The following is a 17,282-nucleotide window of genomic DNA, read 5'->3' as shown; positions in this document are numbered from 1 at the left end:
CTCCGCGGCCCCCCCCCCCCTCCCCGGCCCCTGGGCGCCGGGGGCGGCCTTATTACACCAAAACCCCCCCCCCCTCGGCCGAGGGACCGAGGCCCTTCCGGGGTCCCCGGATCAGTCGGCACACTGATCCCATGACAGCACTGAGCAAGGGCGCCAACCTTCCCGTAGACGCAACGGCCGTGCGCGTGGAGCTGACCTGGTCCGACGGGCCGGGCACCCCCGACGTGGACGCTTCGGCGCTGCTGCTCACCGCGGCGGGACGCGTGCGCGACGACGCCGACTTCATCTTCTACAACCAGCCGCACCACGCCTCGAAGGCCGTGAGCCACCTGGGCAAGCAGCAGCGGGCGGGCACCACCACCGACACCGTCGCGGTGGAGTTCGGTTCGCTGGAGCCCGCCATCGAGAAGATCGTGCTGTGCGCGTCGGCGGACGGCGGCACGTTCGGTCAGGTGCCGGGACTGACGATGAGACTGGTCGACGAGCGGAGCGGCGCCGAGATCGCGCACTTCGCGATGGAGGCCGGGACGGAGACGGCCTTCATCGGCGGTGAGCTGTACCTCCGCCAGGGGAAGTGGAAGTTCCGGGCCGTGGGGCAGGGGTACGCCTCCGGGCTGGCCGGGCTGGCGACGGACTTCGGCATCACGGTCGACGAGGAGGAGACCGCCGTACCGACGACACCGCCGCCCGTACCCACACCGGCGGCCGCACCGGCACCGCCCATGACGGCCGCCCCCGCCGCACCCCCTGCCGCCCCCGTTGCCGCTCCCGCCTCCCCCAACCTCACCAAGGGCGAAGAGCGCTTGCCCGTGGACATGCGCAAGCGGCTGGACCTGCGTAAGCAGCAGGTCGCGGTCAGTCTCAGCAAGCACGGCGCGACCGGCATCACCGCTCGCGTCATCCTGGTGCTGGACGCCTCCGGGTCCATGTCGTTCCTGTACTCCCGGGGAGTCGTCGCGGACGTCGTGGAGCGGATGGCGGCCGTGGCCACGCAGCTGGACGACGACGGCGAGATGCAGGCGTGGACCTTCGCCTCGAACCCGGCGCGGCTGCCCGACTTCCGGCTCGGGGAGCTGCCCGAGTGGACGCGGCTGCACGTCAGGTGCGGGGAGATGAGCCTCTTCGGCTCCAAGAAGCGGAAGAAGGGCCTGGAAGACAGTCAGGTCGACATGCGGACGGTCGGCATCCAGAACGAGGAACAGAAGGTGATCGCCGAAGTCCGCGCCTATGTCCGCCAGAACCCCGCCCAGGCCCCCACCCTGGTGCTGTTCTTCTCCGACGGAGGCGTCTACCGCAACGCCCAGATCGAGAAGGAGCTGCGGGAAGCGGTCGAGGAGCCGATCTTCTGGCAGTTCGTGGGCCTCGGCAAGTCCGACTACGGCGTCCTGGAGCGCTTCGACACCCTGCCCGGCCGGCGCGTCGACAACGTCGGCTTCTTCGCCGTGGACGACATCAGCACCGTCCCCGACCAGGATCTGTACGACCGGCTGCTGTCCGAGTTCCCGCAGTGGACGGTGGCCGCCCGCGGCGCGGGCATCCTCTGATCCGGGCCGCCCCGGCCCCCGGACATCCGGCTTGCGCTCCCCGCGACGGGGGCGCAAGCCGAGGGGCCGGAGTCACTCCGGCTGATGCTCCGGACCCCCGAAATCCGGGCTTGTGTAGTCCGGGCTGCTGAAGCTCGGGCGGGGGCCTGACGCAGTGCCCTCGCCGGGGCTGGAGAAGCCCGGACGGTCGTAGCCGAGGTTCGGCATGCGGCTGATCGGTGCCGTGGGCGCCGTGCGGTGCAGGGCGGCGGCGGTGCCGGGGTCGGCCAGCGCGTCCCGCAGGAACGGCAGGATGCCGCGCTCCAGCAGGGCTTGACGCCAGGCTTCCCTGGCCCGGGCCACCTCGCTGCCCAGCTCTCCGTGCGGGCCGGTGTCGAGTGCCGGCCTGTTGCGCAGAGCGGTGAGCAGCAGCCCGACGGCGGCGACGAGGATCGCGGCCGCCGTCACGGCGCCGAACACCCATCCGGTGGTGAGCATCGTCTGGGCGAACGCCGGCTCGGGTTCGAGCATCCGCAGGATGTACCCGACGAGCAGGAAGATCGCCGCGGCTATTCCGGCGAGGACGGGGGTGAGGACGGCCGCGACGGCGACGATGCCCGCGCCGGCGGTCTCGGCGGCGGCCTCTCCCATGGTGGTGGCGAGCCCCATCGCGCTCGGACCCGACTCGGTGGAGCCGGATTCGCGAACGGACGGCGGGGTGGACGGCGCCGGCTGGCGCAGTTCCTCGCGCACCTTCACGTAGTGCTGGTACTCGGTCGCCGCGGCCGCCGTGATGATCGCGGAGGCGTTGAGCGCCATGGTGCGCAGCTGTTCGGAGTTGAGCCGCTGTCCGACAGCGGCCAGTTCCGGGCGGGTTGGTGCGGAGCGCAGCGCCTCATTGAGGATCCGCTCGTACTCCTGGCGGTCCTCACTGTGCAGGTGCTGCGGAACGCTGTTCATGTGCATCCCCCGATGCTCCGTAGGGCTTGGGGCTCGCATGGCGACGAGCCGTCGGGCAGAAACGGAGGGGAGCCTGCTACGGATAAGCCGATGGTAGAGCGGTGACGGCACACGGTGACAGGGGGTTTCCAGAAATTGGCCCCTGGCCTGCGTGGTTTCCGGTCCCTCCGGGCCGGGGGGACACCTGCCCCCGGAACCTTCAGATATCCAGGGGAAGTTGCTGGACCAGCAGCTTTCCGGCCATGGTCACTCCGCCGTCCATCGCGATGGCCAGACCGTCGGCGTACAGGTGCGGCCCCTCGACCAGCGGGCCGCCGCCGTCCTCGCTGTCCTCGGAGCCGACTTCGCCCAGCAGATAGGGAATCGGGCTGTGGCCGTGAACGATGCGGGTGCCGCCGTACGTATCGAGCAGGGAGCGTACGGCGTCGGAGCCGCCCTCGTCGCGGAAGGAGAAGCGCTTGGTGAACTTGCGGAACAGGTCCCAGCACTCGTCCGCGTCGTTGCGGGTCAGCGTCTCGCGGACGGTGTCGTTGACCTCTTCGATGGAGTGGCCGTAGTCCAGGTAGGCGGTGGTGTCGGAGTGGACGAGCAGATGGCCGTCGACCTCCTCCATGGCGTCCAGCCGGGCCATCCACTGCAGATGGTGGTCCTGGAGGCGGTCCATGTCGGTCTTCTGGCCGCCGTTGAGCAGCCAGGCCGCCTGGAAGGTGGCGGTGCCCGCGCCGGAGTTGACGGGGGTGTCGGAGAACCGCTTGGCGCCGATCAGCAGCAGTTCGTGGTTGCCCATCAGGGCCTTGCAGTAGCCGCCGGCCGCGGCGGCCTCGGCGGACAGCCGCATGACGAGGTCGATGACGCCGATGCCGTCCGGGCCGCGGTCGGTGAAGTCGCCGAGGAACCACAGCCGGGCGGTGCCCGCGCACCAGTTGCCCGCGGCGTCGATCAGGCCCTTCTCCTGGAGCGCGGCCACCAGTTCGTCGAGGTAGCCGTGCACGTCGCCCACGACGAACAGCGGACCGGGGCCGCCCGACTGCTGCGGAACCATCGCGGCCACCGGCTCGACGGTCACCTGAAGCGTGTCACCGCGGTTGATGACGGGCAGGTCGCGCTGGGTCGGGGTGTACCCCTCGGGGTACGTCTCCGCCGCGGCGGGAACGACATCACCTGGATGCGTCTGCTGGACGTACGGACCGGTCTCGTGGATGTACGCGGGCACCCGGAAGTCGCGCAACGTCGCCGTCCGCTCCACCTCGGGTCCCTGACCGGCCCCCTGAGTCATCAGACCCCTCCACCATCGCGCCGCATCTGCACCGCATCGGACTGCCTGGTCGCAGCGGCCCGCGGTGTCGTGGGCCCATCATAGGAATGCCGATCGCGCCATGTGATGACCCAGGGGTGGTGAATCAGAGCAGGGCTCCGGTTCACCGCGGCTTTCGCCCCGATTGGGCAGGGCTTCTGCCGTCGGCCCTCCGCTCGGCTGCTACTGCTCCTCGGGCGACCGGGGCGGGCTGACGGTCGTGCGCGGCGGACGTCGCTGGGAAGAGGTACGGACGATCAGCTCGGTCGGTATCACCTGCTCGACCGGTTGGTCCGATTCGACCCCCTCGATCGCGTCGATGAGCAGCTGCACCACGGCCGTGCCGATCCGGCGCGGCTTCAGCGAGAGCGTGGTGATGGGGGGCTCGGTGTTGGCGTACACCGTGGACTCGCTGCAGCAGACCAGAAGCAGGTCGTCCGGTACGCGCAGTCCGTAGCGGCGGGCGGCGGCGAGCAGATCGGTGCCGTTCGGGTCGAACAGGCCGTAGACGGCGTCGGGGCGGTCGGGGCGGGCCAGCAGCCGGTCGGCGGCCACGGCGCCCGCGCACGGGTCGTGGGCGGGGTAGGCCTCGTACACCGGGTCCTGGCCGACCCGTTCGCACCAGCGGAGGTAGGCGGTGGTGGACAGATGGGTGTACGTGTCCGTCGTCGTCCCGGTCAGCAGGCCGATGCGGCGGGCGCCGGCGTCGGCCAGATGGTCCAGGATGCCGAGGACGGCGGCCTCGTGGTCGTTGTCGACCCACGCGGTGACCGGCAGCGAGCCGACCGGGCGGCCGTCGGAGACGACCGGTAAACCCTGCCGGACCAGCTCACTGACCACCGGGTCCTGGTCGGAGGGGTCGATGACGACCGTGCCGTCCAGGGCCACGTTGGACCACACGTCGTGGCGGGAGGTGGCGGGGAGGATGACCAGGGCGTAGCCGCGGGCGAGCGCGGCGGAGGTGGCGGCTCTCGCCATCTCGGCGAAGTAGGCGAACTCGGTGAAGGTGAAAGGTTCATCCCCGTACGTCGTCACGGTCAGGCCGATGAGCCCCGACTTACCGGTACGGAGGGTTCGGGCCGCGGCCGAAGGGCGGTAGCCCAGCCGGTCGGCGACCTCACGGACGTGGCGTCGGGTGGCGTCGGGGAGCCGGCCCTTGCCGTTGAGGGCGTCGGAGACGGTCGTGATGGAGACTCCGGCGGCGGCGGCGACGTCTCTGATGCCTGCCCGGCCCGGCCGGTTGCCCCGGCGGGCGGTGTCCGCGCGGCTCACCTGGTGCTTCCCTGCTGCTGTCATGGCGAGCCGATAGTAGGGCTCATGCGGTGGGGTAGTGCGGACGCATATGCAGCGGTTGACAGGCACGTTTCTGCATGGTCATTCGGTGTCAAGACCATTGGATTACAAGGGAGTTGAGCGCTCCCATGGCAATACGTGACTTGTCGGCGCGCGCACACCTGCCAACTTCCCGATGTTTCGAAGAGGTCTCAACTCACCTTCACGAGGGATGCGCGCCACGGCGCGAGCCACCGGCGCATAGATATATGTGTGACGCGCCCCCCAATTCGTACGGTTTCGCGTGCGATGCCCGTGATGCCGGTGTGACGGAGGAGGTCTGTTCTCACCTGTACGCAGCCGAGCCGAATCCTCATAAGGTGAGAAGCATTGGAAGCCGGTGGTGACGATGGGCCGCCGGTGGTCGCGAGGAGGACTGCGGTGAGCGAGACGAGCCCCAAGCTGCGCGCGGAGCTGGAGGGTATCCCCACCTACAAGCCGGGCAGGCCCGCGGCGGCCGGTGGTCCGGTGGCCTACAAGCTGTCCTCCAACGAGAACCCCTATCCGCCGCTGCCCGGGGTGATGGAGAGCGTGACGGCCGCGGCGGCCGCCTTCAACCGCTACCCGGACATGGCGTGCACGGGCCTGATGAACGAGCTCTCCGAGCGCTTCGGCGTCCCGCTCTCCCACCTGTCCACCGGCACGGGCTCGGTCGGGGTCGCCCAGCAGCTGATCCAGGCCACGTCGGGCCCCGGCGACGAGGTCATCTACGCCTGGCGGTCCTTCGAGGCGTACCCGATCATCACGCAGGTCAGCGGGGCGACCTCGGTACGGGTGCCGCTGACGCCCGGCGATGTGCACGACCTGGACGCGATGGCCGAGGCCATCACCGAGCGGACCCGGCTGATCTTCGTCTGCAACCCCAACAACCCCACCGGCACGGTCGTGAAGCGGCCCGAGCTGGAGCGGTTCCTGGACCGGGTGCCCGGTGATGTGCTGGTGGTGCTGGACGAGGCCTACCGGGAGTTCATCCGCGACCCCGAGGTGCCGGACGGCGTGGAGATCTACCGGGACCGGCCGAACGTCTGCGTCCTGCGCACGTTCTCCAAGGCGTACGGCCTCGCCGGGCTCCGGGTCGGCTTCGCCATCGCCCATGAGCCGGTGGCGGCGGCGCTGCGCAAGACCGCGGTGCCCTTCGGGGTGAGCCAGCTCGCGCAGGACGCCGCGGTGGCCTCGCTGCGGGCCGAGGACGAACTGCTCGGCCGGGTCGGCTCGCTGGTCTGTGAGCGGATCCGCGTGGTCGACGCGCTGCGCTCCCAGGGCTGGACGGTGCCCGAGACCCAGGCCAACTTCGTGTGGCTGCGGCTGGGGGAGCGCACGGTCGACTTCGCGGCGGCGTGCGAGCAGCACGGCGTGGTGATCCGGCCGTTCCCCGGCGAGGGTGTGCGGGTGACGATCGGGGAGACCGAGGCGAACGACATCTTCCTGAAGGCGGCGGAGGGGTTCCGCAAGGAGCTCTAGGCGTCCGCAGGTTCAGCCGGCTCCACGCGCACGGGGTCTCCGTTGCGCACGGTCGAGAGCAGGCGGGGGTCGCCGTCGAGGCGGCCGAGGACATTGCACGGACTCGCGAGGCGGCACTCTCCCCCAAACTCCGTTTGGGGGGACCCCCAGCCTTGCGAGATCGGTGTGGGGCCGTAGGGGAGGGCGAGTGCGTCCCCGTCGGTCCAGAAGGCCACCGTGCCCGGCTCGACGACCTGCCGGGCGCCGGTTTCACGTGAAACCGAGATGCCGGTGTCGAAGTAGACCTCCTCGCCCCAGGTGCGGGCGGTGGAGACGAGCGGCAGGGCCTTGGCGAGCGCCTGGGTGGTCGGGGTGTCGTCGAGGGTCGCGGTGAGGTGTCCCGCGGGCCAGGAGATCCGTATCTGCATGGCGAGCAATTCAACAAGATGTTGATTTCGCTGCCAAGACCCTGACGCCGAGGCGCTAAGGGGACCCCCCTTCCTGTGGCGAAAATCAGTGCGTCATAATTGCTTGTGAATGTGAACGCGTTCACAAGCGTGTCCGGGTTGATCCCGTGATGAGCGGGACAAGAGGGGCAAACCTGCCGCTGGGCCTCGGCGACGTAAGGAGACTGACGACGTGGACCTCGCTTTGGCGCCGGAGACTCTGGCGCGATGGCAGTTCGGCATCACCACCGTCTACCACTTCTTGTTCGTCCCTCTGACGATCTCGCTGGCCGCCCTGACGGCCGGGCTGCAGACCGCCTGGGTGCGTACGGAGAAGGAGAAGTACCTCAGGGCCACCAAGTTCTGGGGGAAGCTCTTCCTGATCAACATCGCCATGGGCGTCGTCACCGGCATCGTGCAGGAGTTCCAGTTCGGCATGAACTGGTCCGACTACTCGCGCTTCGTCGGCGATGTCTTCGGCGCCCCGCTCGCCTTCGAGGCACTGATCGCGTTCTTCTTCGAGTCCACCTTCATCGGCCTGTGGATCTTCGGCTGGGACAAGCTGCCGAAGAGGATCCACCTGGCCTGCATATGGATGGTCTCCATCGGCACGCTGCTGTCGGCGTACTTCATCCTCGCGGCGAACTCGTGGATGCAGCACCCCGTCGGCTACCGGATCAACGAGGAGAAGGGCCGCGCCGAGCTGACCGACTTCTGGCTGGTCCTCACCCAGAACACCACGCTCAACCAGGTCTTCCACAGCTTCTCGGCGGCCTTCCTCACGGGCGGCGCCTTCATGGTGGGCATCGCCGCCTTCCACCTGATGCGCAAGAAGCACATCCCGGTGATGCGGACCTCGCTCCGCCTCGGCCTCGTCACCCTGGCGGTCGGCGGCCTGTTCACCGCGATCAGCGGCGACACCCTCGGCAAGGTCATGTACGAGCAGCAGCCGATGAAGATGGCCGCCGCCGAGGCCCTGTGGGACGGCGAGGAGCCGGCACCCTTCTCCGTCTTCGCCTACGGAGATGTCGACGAGGGGCACAACAAGGTGGCCCTGGAGATACCCGGGCTGCTGTCCTTCCTCGCCCACAGCGACTTCGAGTCGTACGTCCCCGGCATCAACGACACCAACAAGGCCCTCCAGGAGAAGTTCGGGCCCGGCGACTACAAGCCCATCGTGCCCGTCGCCTACTGGGGCTTCCGCTGGATGATCGGCTTCGGCATGGCGTCCTTCTCGCTCGGCCTGCTGGGCCTGTGGCTGACCCGGAAGAAGTTCATGCTGCCGGCCGCCTGGCGGACCGGGGAGGACGAGATACCGCACCTGGTACTGCTGAAGCAGCCGCTCGGCTCCAAGCTCACCCGGCTGTACTGGCTGCTGGCCCTGTGGACCCTGGGCTTCCCGCTGATCGCCAACTCCTGGGGCTGGATCTTCACCGAGATGGGCCGCCAGCCGTGGGTCGTCTACGGCGTGATGCAGACCCGGGACGCGGTCTCCCCCGGTGTCTCGCAGGCCGAGGTCATCACCTCGATGATCGTCTTCACGACGCTCTACGCCGTCCTCGCCGTGATCGAGGTCAGGCTGCTCGCCAAGTACGTCAAGGCCGGCCCGCCCGAGCTCACCGAGGCCGACCTCAACCCGCCCACGAAGATCGGCGGCGACTCCCGTGACGCCGACAAGCCGATGGCCTTCTCCTACTAGGCCGAGGGAGCTGCACCGTCATGGAACTGCACGACGTCTGGTTCGTCCTGATCGCCGTCCTGTGGACCGGCTACTTCTTCCTGGAGGGGTTCGACTTCGGGGTCGGCGTCCTCACCAAGCTGCTCGCCCGCGACCGGCCCGAGAAGCGGGTCCTGATCAACACCATCGGCCCCGTCTGGGACGGCAACGAGGTGTGGCTGCTCACCGCCGGCGGCGCGACCTTCGCCGCCTTCCCCGAGTGGTACGCCACCCTTTTCTCCGGCTTCTACCTGCCCCTCCTGCTCATCCTGGTCTGCCTGATCATCCGGGGCGTCGCCTTCGAGTACCGCGTCAAGCGGCCCGAGGAGAACTGGCAGCGCAACTGGGAGACCGCGATCTTCTGGACCTCGCTGCTCCCGGCGTTCCTGTGGGGCGTGGCCTTCGGCAACATCGTGCGGGGCGTGAAGATCGACCGGGACTTCGAGTACGTCGGCACCCTGGGGGACCTGTTCAACGCGTACTCCCTCCTCGGCGGTCTGGTGACGCTGACGCTGTTCACCTTCCACGGCACCGTGTTCGTGGCGCTCAAGACGGTCGGGGACATCCGGGAGCGGGCGCGGAAGCTGGCCCTTCAGGTCGGTCTCGCCACGGCCGTACTCGCGCTGATCTTCCTGCTGTGGACGCAGGTCGAGAGCGGCGACGGCAAGAGCCTGGTCGCTATGGCCGTGGCGGTGGCCGCGCTGGTGGTGGCGCTGGCGGCCAATCAGGCCGGGCGTGAGGGCTGGGCGTTCGCGCTGTCCGGGGTGACCATCGTGGCCGCCGTGGCGATGCTCTTCCTGTCACTCTTCCCGAACGTCATGCCGTCCTCGCTGAACGAGGAGTGGAGCCTGACGGTCACCAACGCCTCGTCCAGCCCGTACACCTTGAAGATCATGACCTGGTGCGCGGCGATCGCCACGCCGATCGTGCTGCTCTACCAGAGCTGGACCTACTGGGTGTTCCGCAAGCGGATCGGTACGCAGCACATCGCCGCCGACGTCACTCACTGAGGTGTGTTTCACGTGAAACCAATCGATCCGCGTCTGCTGCGCTACGCCCGGGCCACCCGGCTGTTCCTGGTGGCCGTGGTCGGCCTGGGCGTGGTCGGGGCGCTGCTGGTCATCGCGCAGGCGATGCTCATCGCCGAGGTGGTGGTCGGTGCCTTCCAGCACGGGCTGCCGGTGAGCGGACTCACCACTCCCCTGCTGCTGCTCGGGGCCGTCGCCCTCGGCCGCGCGTTCGTGGCCTGGCTCACCGAACTCGCCGCGCACCGGGCCAGCGCCGCGGTGAAGTCGGAGCTGCGGGGGCGGCTGCTGGAGCGTGCCGCCGCGCTGGGCCCGGGGTGGCTCGGCGGGCAGCGGACCGGATCGCTGGTCGCCCTCGCGACCCGGGGCGTCGACGCGCTCGACGACTACTTCTCGCGTTATCTGCCGCAGTTGGGGCTCGCGGTGGTGGTGCCGGTGGCGGTGCTCGCGCGGATCGTCACCGAGGACTGGGTCTCGGCGGCCATCATCGTCGGCACCCTTCCGCTGATCCCGGTCTTCATGATGCTGATCGGCTGGGCCACCCAGTCCCGGATGGACCGCCAGTGGCGGCTGCTGTCCCGGCTGTCCGGGCACTTCCTGGACGTCGTCGCGGGGCTGCCGACGCTGAAGGTGTTCGGCCGGGCCAAGGCGCAGGCCGAGTCGATCCGGCGGATCACCGGCGAGTACCGGCAGGCGACCATGCGGACGCTGCGGATCGCCTTCCTGTCCTCCTTCGCGCTGGAACTGCTGGCCACGATCTCCGTGGCGCTGGTCGCCGTGACGATCGGCATGCGGCTCGTCCACGGGGAGATGGACCTGTACGTCGGTCTGGTCATCCTCGTGCTCGCGCCCGAGGCGTATCTGCCGCTGCGCCAGGTGGGCGCGCAGTACCACGCGGCGGCCGAGGGGCTCGCGGCGGCCGAGGAGATCTTCGCCGTACTGGAGACGCCGGTGCCGGCTTCGGGGAGCGCCGAGGTGCCCTCGGGCGCCGTCGCCTTCGAGGGCGTGACCGTCCGCTACCCCGGCCGGTCCGGGGACGCCGTGTCGGACGTGTCCTTCGTCGTCGAGCCCGGGGAGACCGTGGCCCTCGTCGGGCCGAGCGGCGCGGGCAAGTCGACGCTGCTGAACGTGCTGCTGGGGTTCGTGCGGCCCGCCGAGGGGCGGGTCCGGATCGGCGGCGCCGACCTCGCCGGGCTGGACCTGGAGCGGTGGCGGTCGAGGATCGCGTGGGTGCCGCAGCGGCCGCACCTGTTCGCGGGGAGCATCGCCGAGAACGTCCGCATGGCCCGCCCCGACGCCGACGACACCGCCGTGGCGCGGGCGCTGGAGGAGGCGGGGGCGCGGGAGTTCGTGGCCGCGCTGCCCCGGGGCGCCGACACCGTGCTCGGGGAGGACGGCGCCGGGCTGTCCGCCGGGCAGCGGCAGCGGCTGGCGCTGGCCCGGGCGTTCCTCGCGGACCGGCCGGTGCTGCTGCTCGACGAGCCGACGGCCGCGCTGGACGGCGCGACCGAGGCGGAGATCGTGACCGCGGTGCGGCGGCTGGCCGTGGGCCGGACGGTCCTGCTGGTCGTGCACCGTCCCGCGCTGCTGGGGGCGGCGGACCGGGTGATCCGTCTGCCGGAGCCGACGGCGCCCGCGTCGGCGGCGGCGACCGACTCCCCGTCCTACGGCCGGGCGGTCGGGGCCGTCTCCGAGGCACCCGGTCAGGGGGCCGTGGCTGTCCCCGAGGCACCCGGTCAGGGGACCGTGGCTGTCTCCGGGGCTCCCGCGGCATCCGCGTCGGCGGCGGTGGCCTGCTCACCGGCCCCAGGCGGGGCGGTCGCGGACGTCTCCCCGGCGTCCGGCTCCCACGCCCGCGGAGAAGTGGCGGCCGGGGCTCCCGGGGGCGGCGAGGAAGAAGCCGTGGCGGTCGGCGGTGGTGTGCTCGCTCGTGTCCGGGCGATGTCCGGGGCCCGTCGGGGGCGGCTCGGTCTCGCCTTGTTGTTCGCGAGTCTGGCGCTGGGCAGTGCCGTCGGGTTGATGGCCACCTCCGGCTGGCTGATCTCCCGGGCCTCCCAACAGCCGCCCGTGCTCTACCTGATGGTGGCCGTGACGGCGACCCGTGCCTTCGGTATCGGGCGGGCCGTCTTCCGGTACGCCGAGCGGCTGGTGTCGCACGACGCCGTCCTGCGCATGCTCGCCGACACCCGGGTCGCCGTGTACCGGCGCCTGGCGCGGCTCGCGCCCGCGGGGCTGCGCACGGCCCGGCGCGGCGACCTGCTGTCGCGGCTGGTCGCCGACGTGGACGCGCTCCAGGACTACTGGCTGCGCTGGCTGCTGCCCGCCGGTGCCGCGACCGCCGTCTCGGCGCTGTCCGTCGGGTTCACGGCCTGGCTGCTCCCGGAGGCCGGCGCGGTACTCGCCGTCGGCCTGCTGGCGGCCGGCGCCGGCGTCCCCCTGCTGACCGGTGCCGTCGCCCGGCGCGCCGAGCACCGGCTGGCCCCCGCCCGAGGCGTGCTGGCGACCCGGGTGACCGATCTGCTCACCGGAACCGCCGAGCTGACCGTCGCCGGCGCCCTGCCCGCCCGTACCGCCGAGGCACGCCGGGCCGACCGGACGCTCACCCGGATCGCCTCGCGCGCCGCCACCGCCACCGCGCTCGGCGACGGACTCACCGCGTTGCTCTCCGGCCTGACGGTCGCCGCCGCCGCCCTCGTGGGCGCCCAGGGGGTCGCCGACGGACGGCTGAGCGGGATCACGATGGCCGTCGTGGTGCTCACCCCGCTGGCCGCCTTCGAGGCGGTGCTCGGACTGCCGCTCGCCGTGCAGTACCGGCAGCGGGTGCGCAGGAGCGCCGAGCGGGTCTTCGAGGTGCTGGACGCCCCCGAGCCCGTACGGGAGCCGGAGCGGCCCCGGCAGGCGCCCGCCTCGCCGTTCCCGGTCGTGCTCACGGACCTGACCGCCCGGTACGCGGGGCAGGACCGGGACGCGCTCGCCGGTCTCGACCTGACCCTGGAGGAGGGCCGCCGGATCGCCGTGGTGGGGCCGTCCGGTTCCGGCAAGACGACGCTGGCCCAGGTGCTGCTGCGCTTCCTGGACGCACGGGCGGGCGGGTACACGCTGGGCGGCGCCGACGCCCGCGCCCTGGACGGCGACGACGTACGGCGGCTCGTGGGGCTGTGCGCGCAGGACGCGCACCTCTTCGACAGCTCGGTGCGCGAGAACCTGCTCCTCGCCAGGAAGGACGCCGACGAGGAGGCGCTGCGCGACGCCCTGCGGCGGGCCCGGCTGCTGGAGTGGGCCGACGGGCTGCCCGACGGGCTCGACACGCTGGTCGGCGAGCACGGGGCCCGGCTCTCCGGCGGGCAGCGGCAGCGGCTGGCGCTGGCGCGCGCCCTGCTCGCCGACTTCCCCGTGCTCGTGCTCGACGAGCCCGCGGAACATCTCGACCTGCCCACCGCCGACGCGCTCACCGCCGATCTGCTGGCGGCCACCGAGGGCCGTACGACCCTGCTCATCACCCACCGGCTGGCCGGGCTCGAAGCCGTGGACGACGTCGTCGTGCTCGATCAGGGGCGGGTGGTCCAGCGCGGCCCCTACGCGCGGCTCGCCGCGATCGAGGGGCCGTTGCGGGCGATGGTGGAACGGGAGGAGGAGGCGGACCTGTTGGTGTCGGTGGGGTAGCGGGCACGCTCTCAGATCCCTTGCCCGGCCGCCCCATTGGTCCGTCCGGACCAACCGTTCCCCCAGCCGTACGACTTGAACAGGACCGCGAGCCCCCGCCGGGGCCAGGATCGCTGACATGCGCTCATCTCGCCGTCATCCCTTGGTCGTTCCGGCGCTGCTGTGCGCGGTGGCCGTGCTCGCGGCCCGTCCCACCGACGCCGCCGTCCCGGACGCCGACTCCGACTCGGGGCTCAGTGCCCAGGTGGCGCGGCTGTACGAGGACGCGGCCCTGGCGACACAGCAGTACGAGGCGGGGCGCCGGGAGGAGGAGGAGCAGCGGTCGAGGGCACGGAAGCTGGAGGTGCTGCTCGACCGGCAGCGGCAGGAGATCGGTGGCCTGCACGAGGATTTGGGCCGGATCGCGCGTGCCCAGTACCGCGACGGCGGGGGCATGCCCGCCACCGCGCAGATCATCCTGGCCGAGAGCCCCGATGAGCTGATGCGCGGTCAGCATGTCCTCTCGCGGTCGAACCTGGCCGTCAACAACGCCATCGACAAGAGCCGCAGGGCCGAGGCACGGCTCGCCGCGGACGAGGAGAAGGCGCGGGCGGCCTGGCGGGAACTGGACGAGCGCAACGCCGAACTCGCGGCGATGAAGACGGACATCGAGCGGAAGCTGGAAGAGGCCCGCCGGCAGTTGCAGGGCCGCGCGGACGCCTCGGTGGCGGCCGGGGCGTGCCGGGGCGCGGTCCGGCTGGACCAGCCGGAGACGCACTTCACCCAGTCCTGGGTGGCGCCCCTGGAGACGTACGCGCTGTCCGCGTCCTACGGCAGCGGCGGGAAGCGCTGGGCGCGGCGGCACACCGGTCAGGACTTCGCGGTGCCGATCGGCACTCCGGTGCGGGCGGTGGGCGCGGGGCGGGTGGTGCGGGTGTCGTGCGGCGGGCCGTTCGGCGTCGAGGTCGTGCTGGAGCATGCCGGGGGCTACTACACGCAGTACGCCCATCTCGCGGCCGTGGCCGTGGACCAGGGGGAGCGGGTGGGCGTCGGGCAGTGGATCGGGCAGTCCGGCACCAGCGGCAACTCAACGGGGCCGCATCTGCACTTCGAGGTGCGGGTCACCCCGGAGACGGGGTCGGCGGTCGACCCGGTGGCCTGGCTGGCCGCGCGGGACGTGGGCCTCGGATAGTCGTCGGGGTCGTCAGAGCCCGTGCTCTGAGAGCAGCCGCTCGATCACGACCGCCACCCCGTCGTCGTTGTTGGCGACGGTACGGCCGGAGGCGGCGGCGACCACGTCCGGGTGGGCGTTGCCCATCGCGTAGGAGCGGCCGGCCCAGGTGAGCATCTCGACGTCGTTCGGCATGTCACCGAAGGCGACGACCTCCTCGTGCGAGATCCCGCGCTCGGCGCAGCACAGGGCGAGGGTGCTGGCCTTGGAGACATCGGGGCCGCTGATCTCCAGCAGGGCGCTCGGGCTGGAGCGGGTGACATTGGCGCGGTCGCCGATGGCCAGGCGGGCCAGGGTGAGGAAGGCGTCCGGGTCGATGTCGGCGTGGTAGGCGAGGATCTTGAGCACCGGCTCGTCAGCGCTCGGGGCGTCCTCGGAGAGCAGCCGCTCGGCGGGCGCCAGGGTGTCCGGGATCTCCATGTGCAGCTTCGGATACTCCGGCTCCTGGTGGAAGCCATACGTCTGCTCGACCGCGTAGACGGTGCCGGGCGCCGCGTCCCGCAGGTGCCGTACGGCGTCCAGGGCGTTCTCGCGGGCCAGCTCGCGCACCTTCACGAACCGGTGGGCGCCGGGGCCGCCGTGCAGGTCGACCACCGCGGCGCCGTTGCCGCAGATCGCCAGGCCGTGGCCGTGGACGTGGTCGCTGACGACGTCCATCCAACGGGCCGGCCGGCCGGTCACGAAGAAGACCTCGATGCCCGCCTCCTCTGCGGCGGCGAGGGCCGCGACCGTACGCGGGGAGACCGACTTGTCGTCCCGCAGCAGAGTGCCGTCGAGATCGGTGGCGATCAGCCGGGGCGGGAGGGCGGCGGCCGGGGTCTCGTGCTGTCGAGTCGCTGAGGTCACCGGCCCATTGTCCCGCATATGCCCGCACGCCCGTGCGGCAGTGTGCGCATCTGAGTAGGAACGGTGCGCCAGGGCTGCCGCCCAGCTGAACCGAATCACCCCGCCGACCCGTCCCCCGAGCGGGGCAGTCCCCCGAGCCGGGCCGCCCCCCAGCGGGGCCGGACTGCCTCGCCGAGCCATCCTGCTGAGCCCAGTCGCCCCCCACCCGCACCGTCAGCCGCCCCCTTACCCCACCCCCTCAGCCACCCACACCCCCCTCACCCCACCTGGGCCGGTGCCTCCATTGCGATTTGTTCGAAGGTCTTCTCGTCCGCGGCGAAGTCCGAGTCCGGGATCGGCCAGTGGATCACCAGCTCGGTGAAGCCCAGCGCGCGGTGGCGGCCCGCGAAGTCGACGAACGCGTCGAGGGAGTCGAGCGGACGGGCGCGGTCCGGGGTGAACCCGGTGAGCAGGACCTTGTCCATGGCGTTCACGTCCCGCCCGATCGCCGCGCAGGCGTCGGCAAGCCGGTCCAGCTGTCCGCGCAGGGCCTGGACCGACTGCTCGGGCGTGCCGTTCTCGTACAGCTTCGGGTCCCCCGTGGTGACCCAGGCCTGCCCGTGGCGGGCGGCGAGCCGCAGTCCGCGCGGGCCGGTCGCGGCGACCGCGAAGGGCAGCCGGGGGCGCTGGGCACAGCCGGGGATGTTGCGGGCCTCGTGCGCGGAGTAGAAGTCGCCCTCGTAGGAGACGGCGTCCTCGGTCAGCAGTCGGTCCAGGAGCGGCACGAACTCGGCGAACCGGTCGGCCCGCTCACGCGGCGTCCACGGCTCCTGTCCCAGGGCGGTGGCGTCGAACCCGGTGCCGCCCGCGCCGATGCCGAGGGTGACACGGCCGCCGGAGATGTCGTCGAGCGAGATCAGCTCCTTGGCGAGGGTCACCGGATGCCGGAAATTGGGGGAGGTGACCAGGGTGCCGAGGCGAAGCCGGTCGGTCACGGCCGCGGCGGCGGTCAGCGTCGGTACGGCACCGAACCACGGCCCGTCCCGGAAGCTGCGCCAGGACAGGTGGTCGTAGGTGTAGGCGGTGTGGAAACCGAGCTGTTCCGCCCGCTGCCAAGCCGCCCGGCTCCCCTCCTGCCACCGGCGGTACGGGAGGATCACGGTGCTCAGACGCAGACTCATGAATCGAGCGTATGCGGCACCACCGTTTCACGTGAAACGGTCACCGTGCGCCCCGGTGCGACTCCGGAAAGCGCAGGTAGCGAGGCGGAACCTCCTTGGTCAGCCAGACGCCGTTCGCGCTGACGTGGAAGACATGGCCGTCCCGGTGCATGGCGCCCGCGTCGACGGAGAGGACGACCGGGCGGCCCCGGCGGGCGCCCACCCGGGTCGCCGTCTCGCGGTCGGCGGAGAGATGGACGTCGTGGCGGTTCATGGGGCGGAGCCCTTCCGCGCGGATCGCCTCCAGGGAGCCCGCCACCGTGCCGTGGTACAGGTACGGCGGCGGTGTCGCCGGAGGGAGGCCCAGCTCGACCTCGACGCTGTGCCCCTGGCTGGCCCGGATGCGGGTGCCGTCGATGGCGAAGCGGCGTTTGTCGTTCGTGGCGACCACGTGGTCCAGCTCTTCCCGGGTGAACCGGAATCCGTGGGCCGCCGCCGCGGCGATGAGGGCGTCGATCTCCACCCAGCCCGCCTCGTCCAGGGTGAGGCCGATGCGCTCGGGCTGATGGCGGAGGTGCCGGGAGAGGTACTTGGACACCCTCACCGTGCGGCGGTCGTCGATGGGTCTTTCTTCCATCTCCTCAGAGTGAAGGGAGAGACCTGGATCACGCGAATGATTTCGCCCAC

At 71.3% G+C, this 17,282-nt stretch carries 13 protein-coding genes; 6 read left to right on the top strand and 7 right to left on the bottom strand.

Features of this window, described 5'->3' with window-relative positions; genetic code table 11:
* The first annotated feature begins 131 nt into the window (after positions 1-131).
* Positions 132-1,544 carry a VWA domain-containing protein gene (locus ACWD1Z_RS31445; protein ID WP_451123285.1) on the top strand — a complete coding sequence of 471 codons (1,413 nt, stop codon included), beginning with the start codon at positions 132-134 and terminating at the stop codon, positions 1,542-1,544.
* Positions 1,545-1,616: 72 nt separating this feature from the next.
* On the opposite strand, the gene ACWD1Z_RS31440 is transcribed toward ACWD1Z_RS31445, so the two are convergent.
* The 3 genes from ACWD1Z_RS31440 to ACWD1Z_RS31430 all read right to left on the bottom strand — a co-directional run bounded on the left by ACWD1Z_RS31440 (position 1,617) and on the right by ACWD1Z_RS31430 (position 5,073).
* Positions 1,617-2,489: a hypothetical protein gene (locus tag ACWD1Z_RS31440; protein ID WP_451123283.1), complete on the bottom strand. Its 873-nt coding sequence runs from the start codon at positions 2,487-2,489 to the stop codon at positions 1,617-1,619.
* A 193-nt stretch (positions 2,490-2,682) separates the two neighbouring features.
* Positions 2,683-3,759: a metallophosphoesterase gene (locus ACWD1Z_RS31435; RefSeq protein ID WP_451123281.1), complete on the bottom strand. Its 1,077-nt coding sequence runs from the start codon at positions 3,757-3,759 to the stop codon at positions 2,683-2,685.
* A gap of 201 nt (positions 3,760-3,960) precedes the next feature.
* On the bottom strand, positions 3,961-5,073 hold the full coding sequence (locus ACWD1Z_RS31430) for a LacI family DNA-binding transcriptional regulator (protein ID WP_389416570.1): 1,113 nt from the start codon (positions 5,071-5,073) through the stop codon (positions 3,961-3,963).
* Between the two features lie 417 nt (positions 5,074-5,490).
* On the opposite strand from ACWD1Z_RS31430, the gene hisC reads away from it, so the two are divergent.
* On the top strand, positions 5,491-6,570 hold the full coding sequence (gene hisC, locus ACWD1Z_RS31425) for a histidinol-phosphate transaminase (RefSeq protein WP_451123278.1): 1,080 nt from the start codon (positions 5,491-5,493) through the stop codon (positions 6,568-6,570).
* Here hisC and ACWD1Z_RS31420 read toward each other — a convergent pair.
* Positions 6,567-6,977: a cyclophilin-like fold protein gene (locus ACWD1Z_RS31420; protein WP_451123276.1), complete on the bottom strand. Its 411-nt coding sequence runs from the start codon at positions 6,975-6,977 to the stop codon at positions 6,567-6,569. The genes hisC and ACWD1Z_RS31420 overlap by 4 nt on opposite strands.
* Positions 6,978-7,188: 211 nt before the next feature.
* On the opposite strand from ACWD1Z_RS31420, the gene ACWD1Z_RS31415 reads away from it, so the two are divergent.
* The 4 genes from ACWD1Z_RS31415 (at position 7,189) to ACWD1Z_RS31400 (ending at position 14,571) form a co-directional block, all read left to right on the top strand.
* A complete protein-coding gene (locus tag ACWD1Z_RS31415) occupies positions 7,189-8,694 on the top strand; it encodes a cytochrome ubiquinol oxidase subunit I (protein ID WP_451123274.1) in 1,506 nt (501 codons plus the stop codon).
* 20 nt (positions 8,695-8,714) lie between these two features.
* Positions 8,715-9,722: a cytochrome d ubiquinol oxidase subunit II gene (gene cydB / locus ACWD1Z_RS31410; protein ID WP_451123272.1), complete on the top strand. Its 1,008-nt coding sequence runs from the start codon at positions 8,715-8,717 to the stop codon at positions 9,720-9,722.
* Between the two features lie 3 nt (positions 9,723-9,725).
* Positions 9,726-13,400, top strand: a complete 3,675-nt coding sequence (gene cydD / locus ACWD1Z_RS31405; protein WP_451123270.1) for a thiol reductant ABC exporter subunit CydD — start codon at positions 9,726-9,728, stop codon at positions 13,398-13,400.
* Positions 13,401-13,518: 118 nt separating this feature from the next.
* On the top strand, positions 13,519-14,571 hold the full coding sequence (locus tag ACWD1Z_RS31400; RefSeq protein ID WP_451123268.1) for a peptidoglycan DD-metalloendopeptidase family protein: 1,053 nt from the start codon (positions 13,519-13,521) through the stop codon (positions 14,569-14,571).
* A 12-nt stretch (positions 14,572-14,583) separates the two neighbouring features.
* Here ACWD1Z_RS31400 and ACWD1Z_RS31395 read toward each other — a convergent pair whose 3' ends face one another.
* From ACWD1Z_RS31395 to ACWD1Z_RS31385, 3 genes are all read right to left on the bottom strand, one after another.
* Positions 14,584-15,474 carry a Cof-type HAD-IIB family hydrolase gene (locus ACWD1Z_RS31395; protein ID WP_451123266.1) on the bottom strand — a complete coding sequence of 297 codons (891 nt, stop codon included), beginning with the start codon at positions 15,472-15,474 and terminating at the stop codon, positions 14,584-14,586.
* Positions 15,475-15,713: 239 nt separating this feature from the next.
* Positions 15,714-16,616, bottom strand: coding sequence for an LLM class flavin-dependent oxidoreductase (locus tag ACWD1Z_RS31390; protein ID WP_451123264.1), 903 nt, complete (start codon positions 16,614-16,616; stop codon positions 15,714-15,716).
* 40 nt (positions 16,617-16,656) lie between these two features.
* Positions 16,657-17,232 (bottom strand): RNA 2'-phosphotransferase, encoded by a 576-nt coding sequence (locus ACWD1Z_RS31385; RefSeq protein ID WP_451123262.1) that lies wholly within the window; start codon positions 17,230-17,232, stop codon positions 16,657-16,659.
* Positions 17,233-17,282 lie beyond the last annotated feature (50 nt).

Source organism: Streptomyces sp. NPDC002784, assembly GCF_053592135.1.
Note: the sequence above shows the minus strand (reverse complement) of the source record. Positions and strands in the feature narration are given on the sequence as shown.

Excerpts from the sequence above, each read along its gene's own strand:
- ACWD1Z_RS31445 (WP_451123285.1), top strand. The coding sequence starts at position 132 with ATGACAGCACTGAGCAAGGGCGCCAACCTTCCCGTAGACGCAACGGCC.
- ACWD1Z_RS31440 (WP_451123283.1), bottom strand. The coding sequence starts at position 2,489 with ATGCACATGAACAGCGTTCCGCAGCACCTGCACAGTGAGGACCGCCAG.
- ACWD1Z_RS31435 (WP_451123281.1), bottom strand. The coding sequence starts at position 3,759 with ATGACTCAGGGGGCCGGTCAGGGACCCGAGGTGGAGCGGACGGCGACG.
- ACWD1Z_RS31430 (WP_389416570.1), bottom strand. The coding sequence starts at position 5,073 with ATGACAGCAGCAGGGAAGCACCAGGTGAGCCGCGCGGACACCGCCCGC.
- ACWD1Z_RS31420 (WP_451123276.1), bottom strand. The coding sequence starts at position 6,977 with ATGCAGATACGGATCTCCTGGCCCGCGGGACACCTCACCGCGACCCTC.
- cydB (WP_451123272.1), top strand. The coding sequence starts at position 8,715 with ATGGAACTGCACGACGTCTGGTTCGTCCTGATCGCCGTCCTGTGGACC.
- ACWD1Z_RS31400 (WP_451123268.1), top strand. The coding sequence starts at position 13,519 with ATGCGCTCATCTCGCCGTCATCCCTTGGTCGTTCCGGCGCTGCTGTGC.
- ACWD1Z_RS31395 (WP_451123266.1), bottom strand. The coding sequence starts at position 15,474 with ATGCGGGACAATGGGCCGGTGACCTCAGCGACTCGACAGCACGAGACC.
- ACWD1Z_RS31390 (WP_451123264.1), bottom strand. The coding sequence starts at position 16,616 with ATGAGTCTGCGTCTGAGCACCGTGATCCTCCCGTACCGCCGGTGGCAG.
- ACWD1Z_RS31385 (WP_451123262.1), bottom strand. The coding sequence starts at position 17,232 with ATGGAAGAAAGACCCATCGACGACCGCCGCACGGTGAGGGTGTCCAAG.